Genomic DNA, 20,375 nt, shown 5'->3' with positions numbered 1-20,375 from the left:
GCTTCGACAAACGGCATTCGACCATCGACGAACGCCTATTTTGTCTTCCAGCCCCAGAACAGATGACAGGGCAGGATGTTCCAGAAGGAATAACCGCTGTCGATATGGTCAAAATGCGGCTCCATGAAGTCGCGCGCCTTCTTGACGAACTGGTAGACGAGAAACGCCCCGCCAGGCCGAATAACCTCGTAGGTTTCCTTGGCGATTTTGGGGCCGAGCTGATCAGGCAATGTCGAAAAAGGCAGGCCGGAAAGGACATAGTCGGCCTTCTCGTGTCCGAGCTCGCTGATGATCTTTTGCACATCCGCCGCAGACCCGTGGATCGGATAGAAACGGCTGTCGTGGATGGTTTTGCCGAGATAATCGATGAAATCGGGATTCAGGTCGATCACGACAAGCATTGCGCCGGGCTTCAGCCGTTCGAGCACGGGGCGACAGAATGTCCCCACACCCGGACCATATTCGACGAACAGATCGCACTCATCCCATTTGACGGGCGCAAGCATCTTCTTGATCGTGATGTCCGACGACGGCATGATCGAACCGACCATCACCGGATGCTTCAGAAAGCCCTTGAAGAATACACCCCAGGGCCCGAGACGCCGCTCCACTCGCGACTTGATGCGATCGATAAACTTCATTTTCGCGACACTATTAGTCAACTCATTCCTCCGGTACCAGATCAAACTGTCTTACTAGGGCGTTACAGCACCGGTGACAAATATAATACGGCTTGCCCGTTACAATTGACCGGCTAAAAGAGGGCGATGCAGCTTCATCCAACAGACTCGATCGCGGTCATATTTTGCGCACAACGGACCGGCACGGGAGACGAGGCTTATCAAAGCGCAGCGGCGGCAATGGCCGAACTGGCAGCACAGCAACCCGGCTATCTTGGAGAAGACCATGCACGGTCGGCGGATGGCATGGGGATTACCGTTAGCTATTGGCGCGATGACGGCAGCGCCAAAGCATGGCGCGACCACCCGGATCATATAGTCATCCGCGAACGGGGTCGCGGAGAATGGTATAGCGAATATAGTCTTCATGTCGCCCGCATCGAACGAGCCTATGACTGGCAGAAATAGCGTGGCATAGGAAATCCATGGCCGATTCACCCGATATTGAACCGCTAGAGCGGATAGCTTCTTCCGTTCCCGATGCGAAACCGATCGACAGTACCCGCATGGCGGTATTGTTCTCGGTCATGCTGGTGACAGCATCCGGCAACACGGCCATGCAATCGATATTGCCGACGATCGGGACACAGCTTGATATACCCGATTTCTGGGTCAGTGCGGCGTTCAGCTGGTCAGCCCTGCTCTGGGTCTATACCGCTCCGAAATGGGCGCGCCAGTCCGATCACCGTGGCCGGAAAGCGCTTATGCGCCTCGGCATGATCGGCTTTACGACCTCCTTTGCATTAGCGGGTCTGGCACTGTTTCTGGGACTGCTCGGCTGGTATAGTGCGATATGGACCTTTGTCCTGTTCGCCTTTTTCCGTAGTCTTTATGGTGGCCTGGGATCAGCTGCCCCGCCAGCGGTGCAGGCTTATGTTGCCGCCCGAACCGCCCGCGCCGACCGGACCAAGGCGCTATCCCTGATATCATCGTCCTTCGGCCTTGGCACCATTGTCGGTCCGGCCGTTGCGCCATTGCTGATCCTTCCGGTTCTGGGTCTTTCCAGCCCGATGTTTGCCTTTGCCGCAATCGGCATAGTGGTGATGGTGGCGCTGGCGCTGAAACTGCCCAACGACAATCCCGGCTTTCAGGCACGTGGCGTGGTGACGTCGGAGCCTTATAGTAGTGCGCCTTCCTCCGGCAGCCTGAAGGAAGAGGATGATTCCACCGAAGAGGAAGCCAGTCTGCCGCCCCGCTTGCGCTGGGGTGATGAACGGATCAAGCCATGGCTGATCACCGGCATATTGGGCGGCAACGCCCATGCCCTGATATTGGGCGTGGTCGGTTTTCTAATCCTCGACCGGCTGGGCTTGCGCGGTGACCCGGAAACGGGAATCCAGATGACCGGCATCGTACTGATGTCCGGCGCGGCAGCAACCCTGCTGGCACAATGGGGCCTGATCCCGTTGCTGCAAATGGGGCCGCGGACCTCGATATTATGGGGCATGGTGCTGGGAGCATTGGGCTGCCTGATCATCGGCCTGTCCCATGATCTGCACGGCATCATCATCGGCTTCGCCGTGGCGTCACTGGGCTTTGGCCTGTTCCGCCCGGGCTTCACCGCCGGCGCCTCGCTTGCCGTCAGACGATCGGAACAGAACGGCGTGGCCGGCATTGTCGCGTCGGCAAATGGCATGGCCTTCATTGCCTCTCCCGCGATCGGTGTCCTGCTTTACACCTATGCCGGCCCATTGCCTTTCTGGGTGGCAACAACCGTCTGTGTGTTCCTCTTTGGCTGGGGCTTCAAGGCCCTCGAGCCCGATGACCGGATGATTACCGACCAATAGGGTCAGGGTTTAATGTTTGCTGTCCCTGATCGGCGTCAACATTCCCGGAGCCACAAAACCGATCGGTTCGACCCGCATGGCATTTTGCTTCAGCTGTGAATCCATCTTGGAATATTCTTCCTCCATTTCCGGCGTCACCGAAGCACGGCTGTCTTCCAGCGCCTTTTCAAAATGCTTCATCTGCACTGTCTCGACCAGACCGCCATATTCGCGCAACGCGTGAAGCCCTGCCCGACGGACAAGATCCTCAAGGTCCGCGCCTGAATAACGGTCAGTGCTCTCTGCCATCTCGTCAAGATCGACATCCTTGGCCAGCGGCATTTTCGACGTATGGATCGCCAATATGCGGCGACGTCCAGCCTTGCCCGGAACCGCAACATAGACCAGTTCATCGAACCGGCCTGGCCGCAACAGCGCCGGATCGACCAGACCGGGACGATTGGTCGCACCGATCAGGATGACCGACTGCATTTCTTCCAGACCGTCCATCTCAGCAAGAATGGTATTGACCACCCGTTCGGTAACCTGGGAATCTCCCATGCCACCCCCACGCGCGGGAACCAGACTGTCAATCTCGTCAATGAACAGGATGGTTGGCGCGACTTGCCTTGCCCGGGCAAAGAGACGGGCAATCTGTTGCTCGCTCTCGCCATGCCATTTGGATAGCAGGTCGCTCGATTTCGTGGCGATGAAATTGGCTTCGGCTTCGCGCGCGACCGCCTTCGCCAGCAAGGTCTTGCCGGTTCCCGGAGGACCATAGAGCAGGAAGCCCTTGGCTGGACGAATACCCAGTCGCGTGAAGGCTTCCGGATTTTTGAGCGGGAGTTCAATCCCCTCTTTCAGTCGCATCTGCGCGTCGTCGAGGCCGCCGATATCTTCCCAGCGGACATCGGGGACCTGCACCATGACTTCGCGCATCGCCGATGGCTGGACCCGTTTCAGCGCTTCGACAAAATCATGCCGTTGCACAACCAGTTCATCGAGCACTTCCGGCGGTACGGTTTCCGATTCCAGATCGAGCTTGGGCATGATCCGGCGCACGGCTTCAATCGCCGCTTCCCGGGTCAGCGCGGCCAGATCGGCGCCGACAAAACCGTAAGTGGTGCGCGCCAGTTCTTGCAGATTGACCGCCTTGTCGAGCGGCATTCCGCGGGTATGGATGCCCAAAATCTCGCGGCGGCCAGCAACATCGGGCACGCCGACGATGATTTCCCGGTCAAAACGTCCGGGGCGGCGTAGCGCTTCATCAATCGCTTCGGGACGGTTGGTTGCCGCAATAACCACCAGATTAACCCGCGATTCAAGACCATCCATCAAGGTCAGCAACTGGGCAACAAGGCGCTTTTCTGCTTCGCCCTGCACCTGTCCGCGCTTCGGTGCGATCGAATCGATCTCGTCGATGAACAGGATAGAAGGCGCAGCCTTGGTCGCGGCATCGAATATTTCGCGGAGTTTCTTCTCCGACTCGCCAAAAGCGGACCCCATGATCTCCGGACCATTGATCAGGAAAAATTCCGCTTCGCTTTCATTGGCAACAGCGCGGGCAAGCCGGGTTTTTCCGGTACCCGGAGGGCCATGCAACAACACGCCGCGTGGCGGATCGACGCCAAGCCGGGTGAACAGTTGCGGATAGCGCAACGGCAACTCGACCATTTCACGGAGCTGGTCGATCGTTTCATGCAATCCGCCAACATCGTCATAGGTGACGTCGGCGCGCCGGTGCTCGGTCGATTCCTCATATTCCGGCCGAAGTTCGACCTCCGTCTCTTCGTCAATATGGACAATGCCCTTGGGCACCGTCGAAACGACGTTGAGTCGTATCTGTGTCAGAGAAAAAGCCGGAGCCGCCAGCATTTGCCGCAGTTGCGGCGGCATATCGCCACGATCCACCTGTTGCTGGCCATGGGTTGCAACAAAGTCACCCGCCTTTAGCGGACGCCCCATGAAGCTGCGCTTCAGGCCACCGCCATTGCCCTGCAAACGAAGGTCTTTCTGGGCCGGAGCGAAAACAACTTTCTTAGCCGGCTTCGATTCGACCTTGCGAATTTCAACAAAGTCACCGGCTCCGACTCCGGCATTGGCGCGTTGCAGGCCGTCGAGCCGGACAAAATCCAGCCCTTCATCTTCCGGATAAGGCAGAACAGCGCGCGCTGGCGTTGTCTGTTTGCCGATGATCTCGACAACATCACCCTCGATCAGTCCCAGTTTTCCTAGATTATCACGGGACAGCCGGGCAAGACCCCGACCACTGTCCTCGGGCCTGGCATTGGCAACTTGCAGTTTCAACTGCTTGCCATCATCTTTCGGCTTGTCTTTATTCGGCGCTGGATCGGACACGGGGGCGTATCTCCTCAATATCGTTTCGGTTGTTTCCAATAAGATAGGTATCGCGATGCCGATATGCGACTCTGATTTTCGATTGAACGGTCGCTTGGCGGAATTCCGCCAAAAAAAAAGGCCAGTTCCGAAGAACTGGCCTGAAAAGTTTTTAGGAGAGGATGCCTGAAAGGCTCATCCTAAATGCAGCGGAACCTATTATTGTGCAAGTGCGAAAAGAACATTGCGGGTTGCACAACTTGCAACTTATCATTAATGCTAGCGACAGTTTTCCGCCATTGTCCCGATTCCAACTTCATTTTGCGTTGCACAAAGCTAATTCAACAACAATATTGGTTATTCTATGCGCCGTCTTCCTCCCCTCCGTGCCCTCGAGGCCTTCATTCGTGTAGCCCGTCTCGGCTCTTCCAAGGCTGCAGCAGCAGAACTGGCTCTGTCAGCCCCTGCCCTCAGCCGCCGAATCAAATCGCTCGAAGATCATATCGGCAAACCCCTGTTCGAGCGGCGCAACCAGTCGATGGTGCTCAACGGGGATGGTCAATCATTGCTGAAAGCCGTTGCTCCGGCGATGGAAACCATCGGTGAAGCGGTCGACCAGATGACCGTGACCGGCGGGGATATGCGCCTGCGCCTCGGCGTTCTGCCGCTGTTCGGAGCGACTCGCCTGTTTCCGAAGCTGCCAGAGCTGAAAAAACTATATCCCAAACTGAATATCGATGTCGATACGTCCTCCCATGCCGAGAATATGCTGGGCGACGCCGTCGATGCAGCGATCATCATCAGCGATGATGTCGATCCCAATCTCTATTCGGTAAAACTGGACAGCAACAAGGTTTACGCAATTGGATCCGCCGAACTGACGCAGGGACCGAATGCGGTCAAACGTCCTGAGGATTTGCAGAATCACAATATCCTGATCCACAGTAATATGACCCGGGCCTTTGACCAGTGGAAGGAAGCGGTAGGACTACCGGATTTGCAGCCAGCCGGTATCGACCATCTCGACAGTGGCCCCCTGATGCTGGAAGCAGCGGCTCAGGGACTTGGCATCGCGATCATGCACGGCGGCCATTTCTCTGACGCCAATGATCCGCGGCTGGTTCGGCTGTTCGACCATCAGGTCGACAGTCCCTACAGCTACTGGTTTGTATGCCGCAAACGCGACATGAAGAACCGGGCGGTCCGGATTTTTCATGACTGGGTAGTACAAGCGAACCTGTAGGGTCGGGATCTAGGCGGTAAGATCGGGGTCCAGCACGAGATCGTCGTCGAGCTGCACACCAAAGCTGTTCAGCAGCATCGATACCTGACTATATTGACCCACGGTCAAAACCAGATCCATCCGCTGTTTTTCGGTCAGCTCCGAAAGCGCTTCCCAAGTGGCGTCCGACACATGGCCGTCGCTGGTCAGTTCGTCGGTTGCCTGCAACATGGCACGCTCGACAGGAGTCCAGCCCGGCGCATCGGGGCCAGCCTTGATCCGTTCGATCTCCTCATCGGTCAGACCGCAGTCTTTACCGATGCGGACATGTTGCGCCCATTCATAGCCGGATTTCCAGTTGAAGCCGGTGCGCAATATGATGATCTCGCGTTCGCGTGCAGCAACGTCATTATGGCCGGACAGGATATAGCCGCCCCACCACATGAACGCTTTAAAGGCTTTCGGCGCCTTGATCAGCGTCCGGAAGATATTGAGAATTTTTCCGGAGCGAAAGCGCTCGCCCAGCATCGCCCTGTGCTCGTGCCCGAGTTCTGACTCGGCGAGCGGGGCGATCCTGGGTTTATCGAGACGCATTTCGGATGATTAAGCCAGTGTGACCGACTTGATCGCGCCTGGCTTCGCTGGTGGTTCGCCCTTTGGCAGTGCGTGAACCGCTTCCATGCCGGAGGTTACTTCGCCCCAGACCGTGTACTGGCCGTCAAGAAAACCTGCATCGTCGAGGCAGATGAAGAACTGGCTGTTGGCGCTGTTCGGGTCCATCGTGCGGGCCATCGAGCATGTGCCTTCGACATGCGGCTCTTTGGAGAATTCTTGCGCGATATCGGGCTTGTCGCTGCCGGACATGCCGGTACCGGTCGGGTCGCCGCCCTGTGCCATGAAGCCGTTGATGACGCGGTGGAACACAACGCCGTCATAAAAGCCTTCGGCTGCCAGTTCGGTGATCCGCTCTACATGGTTTGGAGCCAGGTCGGGGCGGAGCTTGATTTCAACATCGCCTGTATCGAGGTGGAAAGTCATTTTTTCGTGCGCCATCTTGTCTATTCCTTTTCGTTCATTGAATCGATCATGGGCCGCATATAGGCAGCATGGTCAGAAAAATCACCCTGCCTTGGGTAAAATGTCACAAAAGATTGCAATTGCAACGTTGCAGCGACTAATAAGCAGCCGAACGCGCACAGTAGGGGAGCTTCGCGATGACCGAGATCAACGACGCCCCGCACGCCGAAATCGTCCGGGAAGATGTCCTCGACGAGGACAACCGGCTAACCGACGAATTTGTGCGCTCGGTTTCCGACGCGGTTGAAGACAATGATTCCACCCTGGCGCAGGAACTGGTCAACCCGCTGCACAATGCCGACATTGCCGATCTGTTCGAGCTGATTGATGCGGATGAACGCGCACCGCTGGCCGCCGCTCTAGGCGATCTGGTCAGCGCCGACGTGCTCGCCGAGATGAACGAGCATGTTCGCGAAGATCTGATGGACGCGCTTGACGCGAGCCAGATTGCCGACCTCACCGAGCAGCTCGACACCGATGACGCCGTCGCGATCATCGAGGATCTGGAAAAGGGCGAGCAGCAGGCGGTTCTGGCCGAACTGGATGCCGAAGACCGCGCCGCGATCGAAAGCGCCCTCACCTATGAGGAAGAAACCGCCGGTCGTATCATGCAACGCGAATTTGTCGCGGTGCCCGAACATATGATGGTTGGCGATCTGATCGACTATCTTCGCAAGAATGACGATCTGACCACGGAATTTTGGGAAATCTATGTGGTCGATCCGGCTTTCCGCCCGATCGGCACCTGCCAGCTCAGCTGGATCCTCAGGACCCCGCGCGATATCGCCATTGCCGATGTGATGAAGCGCGAGCAGTCGCTGATCCCGGTCAATATGGACCAGGAAGAAGTCGCGCTGCGCTTCCAGAAATATAATCTGATCTCGGCCGCGGTCATCAATGATGACGGCCGCCTGATCGGGATGATCACCGTCGATGACATTCTCCATATTGTCGAGGACGAGGCCAGCGAAGACGTGTTGCTGCTGTCCGGTGCCGGCGACGGCGATATCAACGAACCGATCCGGAATTCCTACATCGCCCGCGTGCGCTGGCTGATCGCCAATCTGGCGACGGCGCTGATCGCCAGCTTTGTCATCGCGATCTTTGGCGCTGCAATCGAACAGATGGTCGCGCTTGCGGTATTGATGCCGATCGTGGCGTCGATCGGCGGTAATGCGGGAACCCAGACCATGGCCGTCTCCGTTCGCGCGCTCGCCATGAACGAGCTTACCCGCTCCAACACCCGCCGGATTATCGGCCGTGAATTCCGCATTGCCCTGCTCAACGGCGCCACGATTGCCGTCCTGGTCGGGCTCGGCACCGGTCTGGTCTTCGCCAATCCGGTGCTCGGTGGGGTTATCGCTGTGGCCATGCTGATCAATATCGTGATCGCCGGATTTGCCGGCATTTTCGTTCCGGTGATGCTCGACCGGCTCGATCAGGATCCGGCCCTCGCTTCTTCGGTCTTCGTCACCATGATTACCGACACGATGGGCTTCCTCGCTTTTCTCAGCCTTGCCGTGGGCAGCGGGATGGTCAGCCTCTAGTATCGGTATAGACCCCGACAAAATTGCGCAGGTCGTTATATATCCGTTCCCGCGCACCATCGCCGATCATTTCGCAACTGAGCGTATCGAAACCGGGCCGGTTTTCGCAAGCAGCGAGACGAATGGCGGCGAGCAGCCATATCTCGTCCGGGGTGGTTAGCGAGCAGCAGGGGCGTCCGATCTGAAACGGCTCCGGCCAGGCGAATCCGATCGTCTCCGCGACAATCAAAATGCGCGTCGTTGCCCGATCACCACCCAGTCGCGCGGACAATTGGTCCCAGCAGTCATAATTGTTCCGGCTTGCCATCACCGCCACCCGGAATGCGATGATCAGTCGCGCTTCCACTGATGGCAACATCCGGATGTCCGGCAATGGCATCGCCAGCTTCTCTAGAATTTCACCCAATTTCCATCTCCTCGATATTTGATTCTCCCTATAATATGATATTGATAATCATTTGCAATAACTAACTTGCGTGATGTCATGGCTCAGTCTCATCGATTCAGGTAAAAGCTGGCCGTAAGGCGCTTGACTAAACCGGTCGTCGCCCACAGATGTTAGCCATGCCACTCAATATGACGAAAATAGCCTATCGCAGCGAAAGCCCCGCAACGCTGCGAAACTGGCTCGAATCCCACAAGGACAATAAGGCCACAGGCGGCGAAGCGCGTCTCACCACCCGCTATCTGCCAAAGCGCCACGCCGAAATGGTCGGCGGCTCGCTCTACTGGATCCACGCGAAGAAAATTGTCGGCCGCTCGCCGATCATCGGCTTCATGGACAATGGCGAAGGGCGGCAATGGATCCGGCTGGAGCCGCGGCTTATCGCCGTCCAGCCAATCCCCAAACGCGCCCATCAGGGCTGGCGCTATTTCGAAGAGAAAGACGCCCCGCCCGATCTTGGTGACGGCGCGGAAGGCGCAGAAGATATGCCAGCCGAGATGCTGGGCGAACTGGCCAGCTTGGGGCTGGTTTAGGTCTGCACAAACAGACTTTCGCAACCCGTTCCCGCCAGCACGCCGTCAACCTGCGTCCGGGCGTCACCGGAGAGCGCCGCATAGGCTTCGCGCAGCGCGACCAGACATTTTGCCTGATAGGGAAATGGCGGTTGCTGCCATTTCCGTCCGTCAATTTCGGCCTCGACCGTGTCGGCACCGGACTGGACGGCTGCTGCGTTGGCGATCAGAAAGGGCGCATAGGTCCGGCCGATTTCCGATAGAAGACCCTGAAGCAAGCCCAATTGGCTGTCAGCCAGCCATTCACCACCCTTGTGCCCGGACAGATCATCCATCCGGTCCACCCACGCGCGCACGCGCTGCGCATATTTCTGGGTCAGCGCCATTGATGTCGGCTCGACCTGGGTCAGCTGCGTCAATTGACCATGAAGTGCAAAATCACAGGAGGATGGCCGGCTTCCCAGAACAAAACCCTGTTGCTGGATCAGGCGGTCGAGCAGACCGAGCAGCCGGACAAAACTGTCCTCGATAGTTTTCGCCGTGATCTCGTTCGATCCCACGACATAGAGCCGGTCAATCTGGCGCTTTGAAAATTGCGCTGCCATCGCGCTCGCCTGTTCGTCCGGCAGTTCGGGATTGGCCCAATGGATCAGCAGAGGCCCGACATGTTCGGCGTCCGCCTGAAACGCCCAGCGGAAATGGAACATGACTTTCGTCATCCATTCATCGGCATAATCCTCGATCAGCAGATCGAGAAAGCGCAGCGCTTCATGTTTGGGAATGACCGAAGGCCCGCTATATTCCTGTTCCAGCCGCCGGATGATCGGCGTGCTATCCACTACGGCTTCAAGATCGCCGTCACTATCGCGGAAGTAAAAGGTCGGCAGCAACGCCACCTTCGGCTTCGGATAGCCGTCCGGAGCGCCCATCGCGCCGCCCCAGATGACATTATAAGCGATGTGCCGGTAGCGCAGCAGCGCCAGCATTTTGCGCGTATAGGGAGAACCCGGCGCGCCCATGAGTTCGAGCCGGTCGATCATATCAGGCCTTTCCATCCACCCAGTGTTTGAGCAGATCATGAGCAATTGCAAATGGCGGCGGTGCGACAAACAGCGCACCGGCGTCACCGGCCATGGCGGCCTTGACCTCGTCGAGCGAGAACCACGCCGCTTCCTCGATCTCTTCCTCGTCGAGAGTCAGCGTCGGATCGTCGGTGACGCTGGTGCAGGCGATCATCAGTGATGAAGGGAACGGCCATGGCTGGCTCGCGACATAGCGCACATCGCGCACATGAATCCCGGCTTCTTCGAACAATTCGCGCTTCACGCAGCCTTCGATACTTTCGCCCGGCTCGAGAAATCCGGCCAGTGCGGAAAAGCTTTTCGGCGGGAAACGCGGCTGGCGGCCGAGCAAAACCTTGCCCTCGCATTCCGACAGCATGATCGCCACCGGATCGGTGCGCGGAAAATGCTCTGCTCCGCAACCGTCTTTCTCGCTATCACAAAGCCGCGCCCAGCCGCCTTTGCGGGACTCGGTCGGCTTGCCGCATTGCGCACAAAATTTGTGGCGGGCGTGCCAGTCGACGAGACTGCGCGCTGTCGCATAAATCGCCGCCTGATCAGCGGGCAATCCGCCCAGTGTCTGCCAAAGCGCCCTATTGGCCGCCGGTCCGGCATCCCCTGCCCCGTTCAGCTCCGCGAAGAAAGGCGTGTCGCCTTCGATGCCGAGCAGCAGCAGATCATGGTCCGGCGACGCTTCATAGGCGGCGCCCCAGGCGAGTTCGCCACGATCATCAAAAACCGGGTTCAGGCCATCCAGCTTGAGCAGCTTCGCTCGCGGGTTCATCATCGCAGCGCGCAACTTGTCCGGATTGACCCGCACCTGATCGGCGCGATCAAGGGTTCCGCCAGCAAAGGTTGGCACTATCGTATTTTCAGCAATCGACATCTTGTCTCCCGGACATTTTGATTTTGTGGCCCCTGGCAAAAGGGAAAGAATTTCTGGCCCTTATGGACTGGTATTGCCCGCCCCCGCCTGAGCGTTGCCGGTCAGATCGGCATAGACATATTTCGGAAAATCCGACTGGAACGGATAGCTGTTCGACGGAATATATTGAGTATAGCCACCAGCCCGCAGTCCGCGGACGGTGTCGACAAAGGCCGATGTCCCGGCAGCGCCGCCCCAGCCGAATGTACCGGCAGGACTGACTTCGGTTCCCAGACCAGAGCGGCCACCGGCACCGAAGCCGTGATTGGCAACCCATGTGCCCTGGGTATTGGCGGTCTTGGGTAGCAGGTTGGACATGCCGAGCTTCACCGTATCCGGCTTCATCACCTGGATACCACCGACGGTGCCGAAACCGAGCAGCATCTGCAGGAACTTGTCATAATCGCCAGCCGTTCCGACCAAACCGGTGCTGCCGAAGGCAAAGGCAGGCTTGTCGAGAAAGATGCTGGTCGCGCCGGGATCGATCGGGATCAGAGCGCCGGCGAAGGGCGCATAATTATCCGCCAGATCAATCGCCCTGTCGGCAGGGACATTGTAGAATATATTGTTCATGCCCAGCGGTCCGAACATCCGTTCGTGGAGGAACTGGTCGAGCGGCTTGCCGGAAACTTTCTCGATCACCGCGCTCAGCACGTCATGGCTGAGCGAATAGCTCCACTGCGTTCCGGGTTGATAGACCAGAGGCAGTTCCGAGAGCCGCTTGACGAAGGTCATGATATCCGGCGTCGGCGCGCCCGGGTCAATGCCGGGTATCGGGCTACGGCTGACGCGGCCGGGGGTCAGGCCCGCGGCCAGATAGGCTTTCTGGATCGGGCCCTTCGATATGATCGTATAGCCCAGCCCCGCAGTATGGGTTTGCAACTGGCGGATGGTGATCGGTGCCTTGGCCGGTTCGACATTGTCGATCGCGCCTTCTGGATCGACCAGCACCTGCATATCGGCAAATTCGGGGAAGATATCGGACAGCGGCTGATCGAGAGAAATCAGCCCGTCTTCGACCAGCATCATCGTCGCCATGCCGGTAATCGGCTTGGTCTGCGAATACATCCGCCAAAGCGTTTCAGTGCCGACCAGCCGGTCACCCCCGAGCTTCAACGTACCGGCAGAAATTACCTGCGGCTGCTCCTGACCGAAACCGATCATCGCCATCATGCCGGCGACCTTCTTGTCCGCGACATATTCATTAATGATTTTCGTCAGTCCGGGGAAACTGACCGCATTTCCCTTGGCAAAGGCAGTGGCCGGCATAGCAGCCAGAAAAGTACCGGCACCGATACCACCGAGCACCGAGCGTCGGGAGAAAGCGGATCCAAGCGAAGATGTGGCAGGTTTTTCAGCGATCATTTTTCTTCCTTCAGTTTCCAATCCACAGCCTTCGCATAAAGCGTCGGCAGTCCGGCTTCCGCTATGTTGTCTAGCGGCCACCAGATATTATCATCCATGTTAGTAACCATTTTTCCGGCGTGATAAACAGCCAAATCGACTTCAAGCGAAAAATGGGTGAAGCTGTGCTGAACAATATTGTCATGCACGCGCCATTCGCCCGCCATCGGCGGCGTGGCATGACCGTCATTGCTGGCAGCCCAGCCGTCGTCGGGCAGCGACCGCATCCCGCCGAGCATGCCTTTTGGTGGCCGCGTCGCCAGCAGGATCCTGTCCTGCTGCTCGATCCAGAAAAACCGCGCGCGGCGAACCGGCTTGGCTTTCTTTGGTGTCTTGACGGGATAGCGTTCCATGTCGCCTGCCTTGAAGCCCGCACATTGTTTCTGCACCGGACAGATGTCGCATTTCGGGTTTTTCGATGTGCAGATGGTCGCTCCGATATCCATGCAGGCCTGGGCAAAATCCCCGGCCCCGTGGCGCGGGGTGATCGCATCCATCGCCGCCCGGATTTCAGCCTTGCCTTTGGGCAGCGGCGTATCGATGGCAAAGAGCCGCGCCACCAGCCGTTCGATATTGGCATCGACCACCACCGCTCGTTCGGCAAAGGCAATGGCGGCGATTGCAGCCGCAGTATAGGCGCCCACTCCGGGCAATTTAAGGAGTTCAGACTCTTTCTGAGGAAAGATTCCATGCATATTCTCAATGACATGCACGGCGCATTTGCGAAGATTACGCGCCCGGGCATAATAGCCGAGGCCAGCCCAGGCCGCCATCACGTCCGCTTCATCGGCCCCCGCCAGATCCTGAACCGTCGGCCAGCGCCGGGTGAATTTCTCGAAATAGCTTTTGACCGCACCGACGGTCGTCTGCTGCAGCATGACTTCCGACAACCAGACATGATAGGGATCGGGCAAATTGCTACCCGGCGGAGACCGCCAGGGCAGTTTTCGCGCGTTATCCACATAATGTGCACCGATATTGACGGAAATTTTACGCGCTCTGGCGGGTATACTATCGACGGCCATGGCCGCGCCATGCCATAAAAGGATATAATGACGAAGAAAATTGGCACCGCTGGCGATGAAAAGGGCAATGAAAAGGCGAAAACCGCCGCCACCGGCAAAGCTGCGCCCAGGAAAGCCCCGAAAAAGCCGACAGTCAAGAAATATCAGAAATACCAGCGCCCGCGCGGCGGTCCGGCGAAAAGCATCTCAGATCTGGTCCCGGAAATCGGCCGAGCCGCCTTCCGCCGCTATGGCTTCATCCAGAGCTCGGTGGTCAGCCGCTGGGCGGAGATCGTCGGCGAACGCTATGCCGCCGTATCCCTGCCCGAATCGATCCGCTTTCCGCGCGGCGAGAAGGAGGGCGGTACCTTGCATCTGCTGGTTACCGGCGCTTATGCGACGCTGATGCAGCATATTGCGCCGGATATCATCGAACGGGTCAACCGCTTCTTCGGCTATGGTGCGGTCAGTCATATAAGATTCAGACAAGGCACCGTAACCCCCAAGAAAGACAAGGAAAAGCGCACTCCGCTGCCCCATTCGCTCAGGCCCGCGCCGATCCAGCTGGGCGAGAATCTGCGCGATATTGGCGATGCGGAGTTGAACCGGGTACTGGAATCGCTCGCATCGGCAGTTGCAAAGGCGGAAGCGGACCCTAAGAAAGATGCGCAATTGAGTATAAAGGTCGTCGGCAAGATCGGCGGCGGTGACAAGAAGAAGGACCAGACATGAACTTGAGAAGCGCGTATCTTGCTTCGGCTTTGGTGGCCGCAACGGTAATCGCCGTACCGGCATCCGCACAGCAGGCCGACCGGGTCACCCTGTCGGCCATGGGCGGCCATGTCATGGGCAATCCCCTCGCCAAGCACAAGCTGACCGAATATATGAGCTACACCTGCAGTCACTGCGCGGCATTTGAAAAAGATTCCCATGCCGCCCTGACCACGGATTTTGTCAACAAGAGCCGGATCAGCTTCGAAGTCCGCAATCTTGTTCTCAACCCGATCGACCTCTCGGCTGCGATGCTCGCGCGCTGCGGCGGACGGACCAAATTTTTCGGCAACCACCGCGCTCTGCTGCTGAAACAATCGACCTGGCTCACGAAATTCCAGGCCACTTCCCCGGAAGTGATGAAAACGATGAACGAAGGCACAGTTCCGCAGCGGCTCAAGAAAATTGTCAAGGCCGCCGGTCTCGACACATTGATGAAAGGGCGCGGCTTTACCGCGTCCCAGATCGACGCCTGCCTTTCGAATCAAGCCGAGCAGGACAAGATCTTGGCGATGACAAAATATGCCACGGACACGCTCAAACTAAGCGGAACGCCAAGCTTTACGCTCGCCGATCAGCCGCTGGCCGAAGTCCATAGCTGGACGGCCCTCAAACCCAAATTGACGACCCTCCCGCAATAGACATTCGATATTTTCAGAAAACAGGAACAGACTATGCGCACATTCAACTATATTGCACCTCTGGCTTTCGCTCTGGCGCTAACCGCCTGTGGTGAAACCACCGAAACCGAAGCCGGAGCAAGCTCTTCCGGAGCGGTCGAAGCCGTCGAAGCCCCTGCCGGACAGAAATGGTCCGAAACGGTTGCCAAAACCGAAGCCGGTGGCGTTGTCATGGGCAATCCCGATGCGCCGATCAAGCTGGTCGAATATATGTCGATCACCTGCTCGCACTGCAAGGATTTCGGGGAACAGGCCTTTGCACCGCTGCGTGACACATATGTCGAGAGCGGACGGGTAAGCTTTGAAATCCGCAATTTCGTTCGCGATCCTCTGGATCTTACCGCTGCCCTTCTTTCCCGCTGCGGCGGTGAAGCCCCGTTCTTCCCGCTGACCGAACAGGCTTTGGGTTATCAGGCAACGATGTTTGAAAAAGCCCAGGGCATGGGAGAATCAACCTACAGCGGCATATTGCAATCCGAGCCGAAGGTCCGCTTTGTTCGCCTCGCCGAACAGCTTGGGCTTATCGCCTTCTTCCAGCAGCGCGGTATTTCCGAAGACCAGGCCAAGGCCTGTCTGGCTGACACGGCTGCATCTGAAAAGCTGATGAATGACACCCAGAAAGGTGCCGAGGAATTTAATATCGAGGGAACTCCTACATTCCTGATCAATGGTCAAAAAGTAGAAGGCACCAACTGGGCCATGGTTGAAACCAAATTGAAGGAAGCAGGCGCAAGATAGGCGCCGGACCAATCGCAAGAGGGGAGCGAATTGAATCTGGTCACTGATACAGTCTGCACGGGGTCGACCTCGTGCAAATAAAGAAGCTCAGACTCTCGGGCTTCAAAAGCTTTGTCGATCCGACTGAGCTGCGCATCGAAAAGGGGCTGACCGGCGTGGTCGGCCCCAACGGATGCGGAAAATCGAACCTTCTGGAAGCCATCCGCTGGGTGATGGGCGAGAACTCGGCCAAGTCGATGCGTGGCGCCGGCATGGAAGATGTTATCTTCGCCGGCACCCAGGACCGGCCCGAACGGCAATTTGCCGAAGTCGCACTGACCGCCGAACGCGAAACCAACGACGTATCGTCGCTGCATGTCGGCGACAATGATAGCGAACTTGAGATTGTCCGGCGGATCGAGCGCGGCGCCGGTTCCGCCTATCGCGCCAATGGCACCGACGTCCGGGCCAAGGATATCGCGCTGATCTTCGCCGATGCCGCCACAGGCGCGCACAGCCCTGCCCTCGTCAGCCAGGGCAAGATATCCAACATCATTTCCTCCAAGCCGGAAGCGCGACGCGAAATGCTGGAGGAAGCCGCCGGCATTTCCGGCCTCCACGTCCGGCGCAGGGATGCCGAGCAGAAATTGCGCGCTGCGGAGAAGAATCTCGCCCGCCTAGATGATATTCTAGGTGACATGGAACAGCGCGCAGCCAATCTCCGGCGGCAAGCCAAACAGGCAGAGCGTTACCGCAAGCTGAGCGGTGAAATCACCACCGTCGAGGGCCGCCTGATCTACGCGCGCTGGAAAGAGGCCGCCGCCGCCGCCGATATCGCCAGAGCCGAAGCGGAGGCCGCCGAAGCCAAGGTCAGTGAAGCACAAAGCGAGCAGCAAGCCGCTGTATCCGCGCAAAATGAAAGCGCCAAGGCGCTCGGCATATTGCGCAACGAAGTCCAGAGGGCGCGGGAAGAAGCGAGCGAGTCCAGCCACCGGCTGCTGACCCTGACCAACGAACGCGACAATCTGAAATCACGACTGCTTGACCTGCAGGCGCAAGCCCAACGCATCCACGATGACAATGCGCGCGAAGACCAGCTGACCCGCGATGCGATGGAGGCGCTGGACCGTCTCGAGCAGGACGAAAAAAGACTGTCGACCGAATTATCCGGCCTGACCAAGGAACGACCCGAGCTGGAACGCGATGCCGAACGGTCCGAGCGGGCCGCGAGCGAAGCCGAAGTGGAACTCGCCAAGGCCGTTGCCGAAGAAGCACGCATTCAGGCAGAGATTAAAGTCGCCAATGCCGCCGTTTATGCGGCGCAGGCCCGCCATGACCGGCTGGCCGTCGAACTGGATCGTCTCAACGCCGAACGCGCCGAAATGGGCGACGAGGCAGAGCTGCAGACCGCGCTCGCAGAAGCGATTGCGATGCGGGAAGCGGCGCAAACAACGGCAGACGGCAGCGGCGGCAAGATCGCCGCGCTCGAGGAACAACGGGTTCAGGCCACTGCGGCGCGCGATGCCGCACAATCCGGCCTTGCCACGCTGAATGCGGAACTCGCCGGACTGCGCTCCGAACATCACGCGCTCGATCGCGAACTGTCGAAGGTCGAAAGCGCGCACAAGGCGATTGATCAGGTAAAACCGGCACCGGGCTATGAACGGGCATTGGCGGCGGCGCTGGGCGATGATCTGCTCGCGTCGATCGGCGAGGACGGCGACCGCTTCTGGGGCGGCGCAGATGTCACTACTTCAAGCGCACCACCCGCCGGAACAGAAACCCTGCTCGATCAGGTGCAGGCTCCCGGCGAACTGCACAATCGTCTGTCCCAGATTTTTGTCGCCGATAGCGACGATGGCCAGGCGCTGTCGGTCGGCCAGCGGCTCGTAACCAAGGCAGGTTCCCTGCGCCGCTGGGACGGCTTTGTTGCCCGCGATGACGGCAATGCCAGCGCCGAACGGCTGGTCCGCGCCAATCGCCTGCGCGCATTGCAGGACATGCTGGCTCCGGCCGAGGAAAAGGTTGTAGCGGCAGAAGCGACACTAGTCGCGGGCCGCGAAGCAATGTCGGCGATCGAAACCCGGCTTGGTGAAGCGCGGACCGCGCGGCGCGATGCCGAGGAAGCCCTGCGTCAGGCTTTGCGCGAAGCCGATCAGGCGGAAGAAGCGCTGGCCTGGCTGCAGAAGCGCACCGCCAGCCTCGCCGAACGGGATGCCGCGCTAAAGACGGAAAATGCAGCCGCGCTCGCCGAACTGGAAGCAGCGCAAAAGGAACGCGCCAGCCAGCCCGATGGCGCGGAACAGGAACGGGCGCGGGCGGCCTTGCAGGATCAGCGCGACGCGGCGCGGCAACGGGTCATGTCCGCACAAGCCGCTCTCTCCGGTATCGACCAGAGGCTCGCGCAGGTGAAGGAACAGAAAGCGGTCGCCAGCGCGCAAATCCGTTCGTGGCAGGATCGCTCGGGCGAAGCCGAAGCGCGGATGAAGGAAATGGCCAAGCGCGGCGCGATGATCGAAGCCGAAGTCGAAAATCTGGCAGACCGGCCGCGGGTGATCGAGATCGAAGTCACCAAGCTGGAAGAACGGCAGGAAGCGTTAAACGCAAAAGTGGTAGAGAAGGACGCCGCTCTGCAGGCCGCAGAACTGGCGCAGCGCGACCATGAAGACCGGCTCAACCAGGCCAGTGAAATGCTCAGCCAGGCGCGTGAGCTGCGCGCCGGAGCAAAAGCCCGCGCCGAGAACCAGGATCTGCGCCGGATGGAAATGGGCCGGATTTCGGCCGAGAAATTCGAATGCCCTGCTGTCGTTCTCCCAAAGAAGCTTGAATTTGACGAGGAGACGGTTGGCGATGCATCGCAGGAGTCAGCCGAACTCGAACGGCTATCCCTCAGCCGCGAGCGGATCGGACCGGTCAACCTGGTCGCCGCCGACGAACTGGCGGAACTGGAAGGCGAATGGGAAAAATCGACCAAGGAAAGTCAGGATCTCAATGAGGCGATCCATCAATTGCGCGGATCGATCGGCAGCCTCAACCGCGAAGGCCGCCAACGCCTGCTCGCCGCGTTCGAGGAAGTCGACCAGCATTTCCAGCGGCTGTTCGCGACTCTGTTCGATGGCGGCAAGGCCCATCTCGAGCTGATCAACAGCGACGATCCGCTGGAAGCAGGCCTCGAAATCATGGCCCAGCCGCCGGGCAAGAAGCTGACCTCGCTCACCCTACTGTCGGGTGGCGAACAGGCGCTAACCGCTGTGGCACTTATTTTCGGACTATTTTTAACCAATCCGGCACCTATCTGTGTCCTCGACGAGGTCGACGCCCCGCTCGACGACGCCAATATCGAGCGTTTCTGCGACCTGCTCGACAAGATGGTCGCCGAGACCAGCACCCGCTATCTGATCGTCACCCATAATGCCGTGACGATGAGCCGGATGCACCGCCTGTTCGGCGTCACCATGGTCGAGCGCGGGATTTCGCAACTGGTGTCGGTCGATCTGAACGCGGCGGAAGAGTTGCTGGCGGCGGAGTGACGCTGTGGCCGATTGCCGGTCGGCCCCCTTCGACAGGCTCAGGCCGAACAGAATCCATTCATGGTGACTGAAATTCCGTTAGGGGTGAGCCTGTCGAACCCCGCCTATCGGCTGTAGGTGTGCTACTTTCTAGCCGATAAACGTCCTTCGACAAGGTCAGGGCCAACGGAATGGCCGTTTCTATCAATCCCCCAAAACCAACCTTGGCCCCGGCCCCTTGAGCCCCGCGCGGTCCTCCGGATTATAAAGCGCGCATTTTTTCAGGCTCAGACAGCCGCAGCCGATGCAGCCATCGAGCCGGTCGCGCGTCCGCTCCAGTTCTGCGATCCGCGCGTCAATCACCCCGCGCATCGCCTTGCTGATCCGGGTCCAGTCGGCCTGGGTCGGCGTGCGACCGTGGGGTAAGTTGGTGAGCAGGCGTTCAATCTCGCCGATGCTCAAGCCCAGTTGCTGCGCGATCAGGACGAAACTGAGCCGGCGGATATCTGACCGCAGAAACCGCCGTTGGCCGCCGCTCGAGCGGAAGGGTTCGACCAGACCTTTCTCCTCGTAGAAACGGATCGCGGAGACCGACAGGCCGGTGCGGGCAGCGAGGTCGCCGATGGTTAGCGCTTTGGTTTGCGGCATGTTCGTTTCCTCGTTTTCCTCCCCGTTGCGCAGCATGGGGAGGGGGACCATCCGCAGGATGGTGGAGGGG

19 protein-coding genes are annotated in these 20,375 nt (G+C 58.8%); 9 read left to right on the top strand and 10 right to left on the bottom strand.

The genetic code is table 11. The annotated features are described in order from the left end of the window. Positions 1 to 35: 35 nt before the first annotated feature. Positions 36 to 641, bottom strand: coding sequence for a methyltransferase domain-containing protein (locus AAC060_RS15985; RefSeq protein ID WP_339828176.1), 606 nt, complete (start codon positions 639 to 641; stop codon positions 36 to 38). 126 nt (positions 642 to 767) lie between these two features. On the opposite strand from AAC060_RS15985, the gene AAC060_RS15980 reads away from it, so the two are divergent. Next, positions 768 to 1,088: an antibiotic biosynthesis monooxygenase gene (locus tag AAC060_RS15980; RefSeq protein WP_339828136.1), complete on the top strand. Its 321-nt coding sequence runs from the start codon at positions 768 to 770 to the stop codon at positions 1,086 to 1,088. Positions 1,089 to 1,105: 17 nt separating this feature from the next. Further along, positions 1,106 to 2,467 (top strand): MFS transporter, encoded by a 1,362-nt coding sequence (locus tag AAC060_RS15975; protein WP_339828134.1) that lies wholly within the window; start codon positions 1,106 to 1,108, stop codon positions 2,465 to 2,467. A gap of 9 nt (positions 2,468 to 2,476) precedes the next feature. Here AAC060_RS15975 and AAC060_RS15970 read toward each other — a convergent pair whose 3' ends face one another. Then, positions 2,477 to 4,753 carry a CDC48 family AAA ATPase gene (locus tag AAC060_RS15970; protein ID WP_339828173.1) on the bottom strand — a complete coding sequence of 759 codons (2,277 nt, stop codon included), beginning with the start codon at positions 4,751 to 4,753 and terminating at the stop codon, positions 2,477 to 2,479. A 394-nt stretch (positions 4,754 to 5,147) separates the two neighbouring features. Between AAC060_RS15970 and AAC060_RS15965 the strand changes: the two genes are divergently transcribed. After that, on the top strand, positions 5,148 to 6,026 hold the full coding sequence (locus AAC060_RS15965) for a LysR substrate-binding domain-containing protein (protein WP_339828132.1): 879 nt from the start codon (positions 5,148 to 5,150) through the stop codon (positions 6,024 to 6,026). 9 nt (positions 6,027 to 6,035) lie between these two features. Here the strand turns inward: AAC060_RS15965 and AAC060_RS15960 are convergent, their stop codons facing one another. Together AAC060_RS15960 and AAC060_RS15955 are read right to left on the bottom strand one after the other, a co-directional pair. Beyond that, a complete protein-coding gene (locus AAC060_RS15960; protein ID WP_339828129.1) occupies positions 6,036 to 6,599 on the bottom strand; it encodes a carboxymuconolactone decarboxylase family protein in 564 nt (187 codons plus the stop codon). Between the two features lie 9 nt (positions 6,600 to 6,608). Further along, positions 6,609 to 7,058 carry a peptidylprolyl isomerase gene (locus tag AAC060_RS15955; protein ID WP_339691210.1) on the bottom strand — a complete coding sequence of 150 codons (450 nt, stop codon included), beginning with the start codon at positions 7,056 to 7,058 and terminating at the stop codon, positions 6,609 to 6,611. Positions 7,059 to 7,219: 161 nt separating this feature from the next. Between AAC060_RS15955 and mgtE the strand changes: the two genes are divergently transcribed. After that, entirely contained in the window at positions 7,220 to 8,629 is a 1,410-nt protein-coding gene (gene mgtE / locus AAC060_RS15950) for a magnesium transporter (RefSeq protein ID WP_339828127.1), read from the top strand. Here mgtE and AAC060_RS15945 read toward each other — a convergent pair. Then, positions 8,619 to 9,035: a hypothetical protein gene (locus tag AAC060_RS15945; RefSeq protein WP_339828125.1), complete on the bottom strand. Its 417-nt coding sequence runs from the start codon at positions 9,033 to 9,035 to the stop codon at positions 8,619 to 8,621. The genes mgtE and AAC060_RS15945 overlap by 11 nt on opposite strands. A 158-nt stretch (positions 9,036 to 9,193) precedes the next feature. Here AAC060_RS15945 and AAC060_RS15940 point away from each other — a divergent pair, with 158 nt between their 5' ends. Next, positions 9,194 to 9,607 (top strand): DUF1489 domain-containing protein, encoded by a 414-nt coding sequence (locus tag AAC060_RS15940; protein ID WP_339828123.1) that lies wholly within the window; start codon positions 9,194 to 9,196, stop codon positions 9,605 to 9,607. On the opposite strand, the gene AAC060_RS15935 is transcribed toward AAC060_RS15940, so the two are convergent. From AAC060_RS15935 to AAC060_RS15920, 4 genes are read right to left on the bottom strand one after another with little or no spacing between them, the layout of a single operon-like run. Next, positions 9,604 to 10,626 carry a glutathione S-transferase N-terminal domain-containing protein gene (locus AAC060_RS15935; protein ID WP_339828121.1) on the bottom strand — a complete coding sequence of 341 codons (1,023 nt, stop codon included), beginning with the start codon at positions 10,624 to 10,626 and terminating at the stop codon, positions 9,604 to 9,606. The genes AAC060_RS15940 and AAC060_RS15935 overlap by 4 nt on opposite strands. 1 nt (position 10,627) lies before the next feature. Beyond that, on the bottom strand, positions 10,628 to 11,533 hold the full coding sequence (gene nudC / locus AAC060_RS15930; protein ID WP_339828119.1) for an NAD(+) diphosphatase: 906 nt from the start codon (positions 11,531 to 11,533) through the stop codon (positions 10,628 to 10,630). Between the two features lie 60 nt (positions 11,534 to 11,593). Then, complete coding sequence (locus AAC060_RS15925) at positions 11,594 to 12,937, bottom strand: serine hydrolase domain-containing protein (protein ID WP_339828117.1); 1,344 nt, start codon at positions 12,935 to 12,937, stop codon at positions 11,594 to 11,596. After that, the gene (locus AAC060_RS15920; protein WP_339828115.1) at positions 12,934 to 14,001 is read right to left on the bottom strand and encodes an A/G-specific adenine glycosylase; all 1,068 of its coding nucleotides are present in this window, start codon (positions 13,999 to 14,001) and stop codon (positions 12,934 to 12,936) included. The genes AAC060_RS15925 and AAC060_RS15920 overlap by 4 nt, the downstream gene beginning before the upstream one ends. 27 nt (positions 14,002 to 14,028) lie before the next feature. Here AAC060_RS15920 and AAC060_RS15915 point away from each other — a divergent pair, with 27 nt between their 5' ends. From AAC060_RS15915 to smc, 4 genes are all read left to right on the top strand, one after another. After that, complete coding sequence (locus tag AAC060_RS15915; RefSeq protein WP_339828113.1) at positions 14,029 to 14,712, top strand: DciA family protein; 684 nt, start codon at positions 14,029 to 14,031, stop codon at positions 14,710 to 14,712. Next, positions 14,709 to 15,392, top strand: coding sequence for a thioredoxin domain-containing protein (locus tag AAC060_RS15910; RefSeq protein ID WP_339828111.1), 684 nt, complete (start codon positions 14,709 to 14,711; stop codon positions 15,390 to 15,392). Before AAC060_RS15915 ends, AAC060_RS15910 begins: the two co-directional genes overlap by 4 nt. A 33-nt stretch (positions 15,393 to 15,425) precedes the next feature. Next, a complete protein-coding gene (locus AAC060_RS15905) occupies positions 15,426 to 16,169 on the top strand; it encodes a thioredoxin domain-containing protein (protein WP_339828108.1) in 744 nt (247 codons plus the stop codon). Positions 16,170 to 16,240: 71 nt separating this feature from the next. Then, positions 16,241 to 19,678 (top strand): chromosome segregation protein SMC, encoded by a 3,438-nt coding sequence (gene smc, locus AAC060_RS15900; RefSeq protein WP_339828106.1) that lies wholly within the window; start codon positions 16,241 to 16,243, stop codon positions 19,676 to 19,678. 183 nt (positions 19,679 to 19,861) lie between these two features. Here smc and soxR read toward each other — a convergent pair whose 3' ends face one another. Further along, positions 19,862 to 20,305, bottom strand: coding sequence for a redox-sensitive transcriptional activator SoxR (soxR, locus tag AAC060_RS15895; RefSeq protein WP_339828171.1), 444 nt, complete (start codon positions 20,303 to 20,305; stop codon positions 19,862 to 19,864). Between the last annotated feature and the right edge of the window lie 70 nt (positions 20,306 to 20,375).

The organism is uncultured Parasphingorhabdus sp. (assembly GCF_963975555.1).
Taxonomy (GTDB): Bacteria; Pseudomonadota; Alphaproteobacteria; order Sphingomonadales; family Sphingomonadaceae; genus Parasphingorhabdus.
The sequence above is the reverse complement of the archived record's forward strand: the minus strand, read 5'-3'. Positions and strand labels throughout refer to the sequence as shown.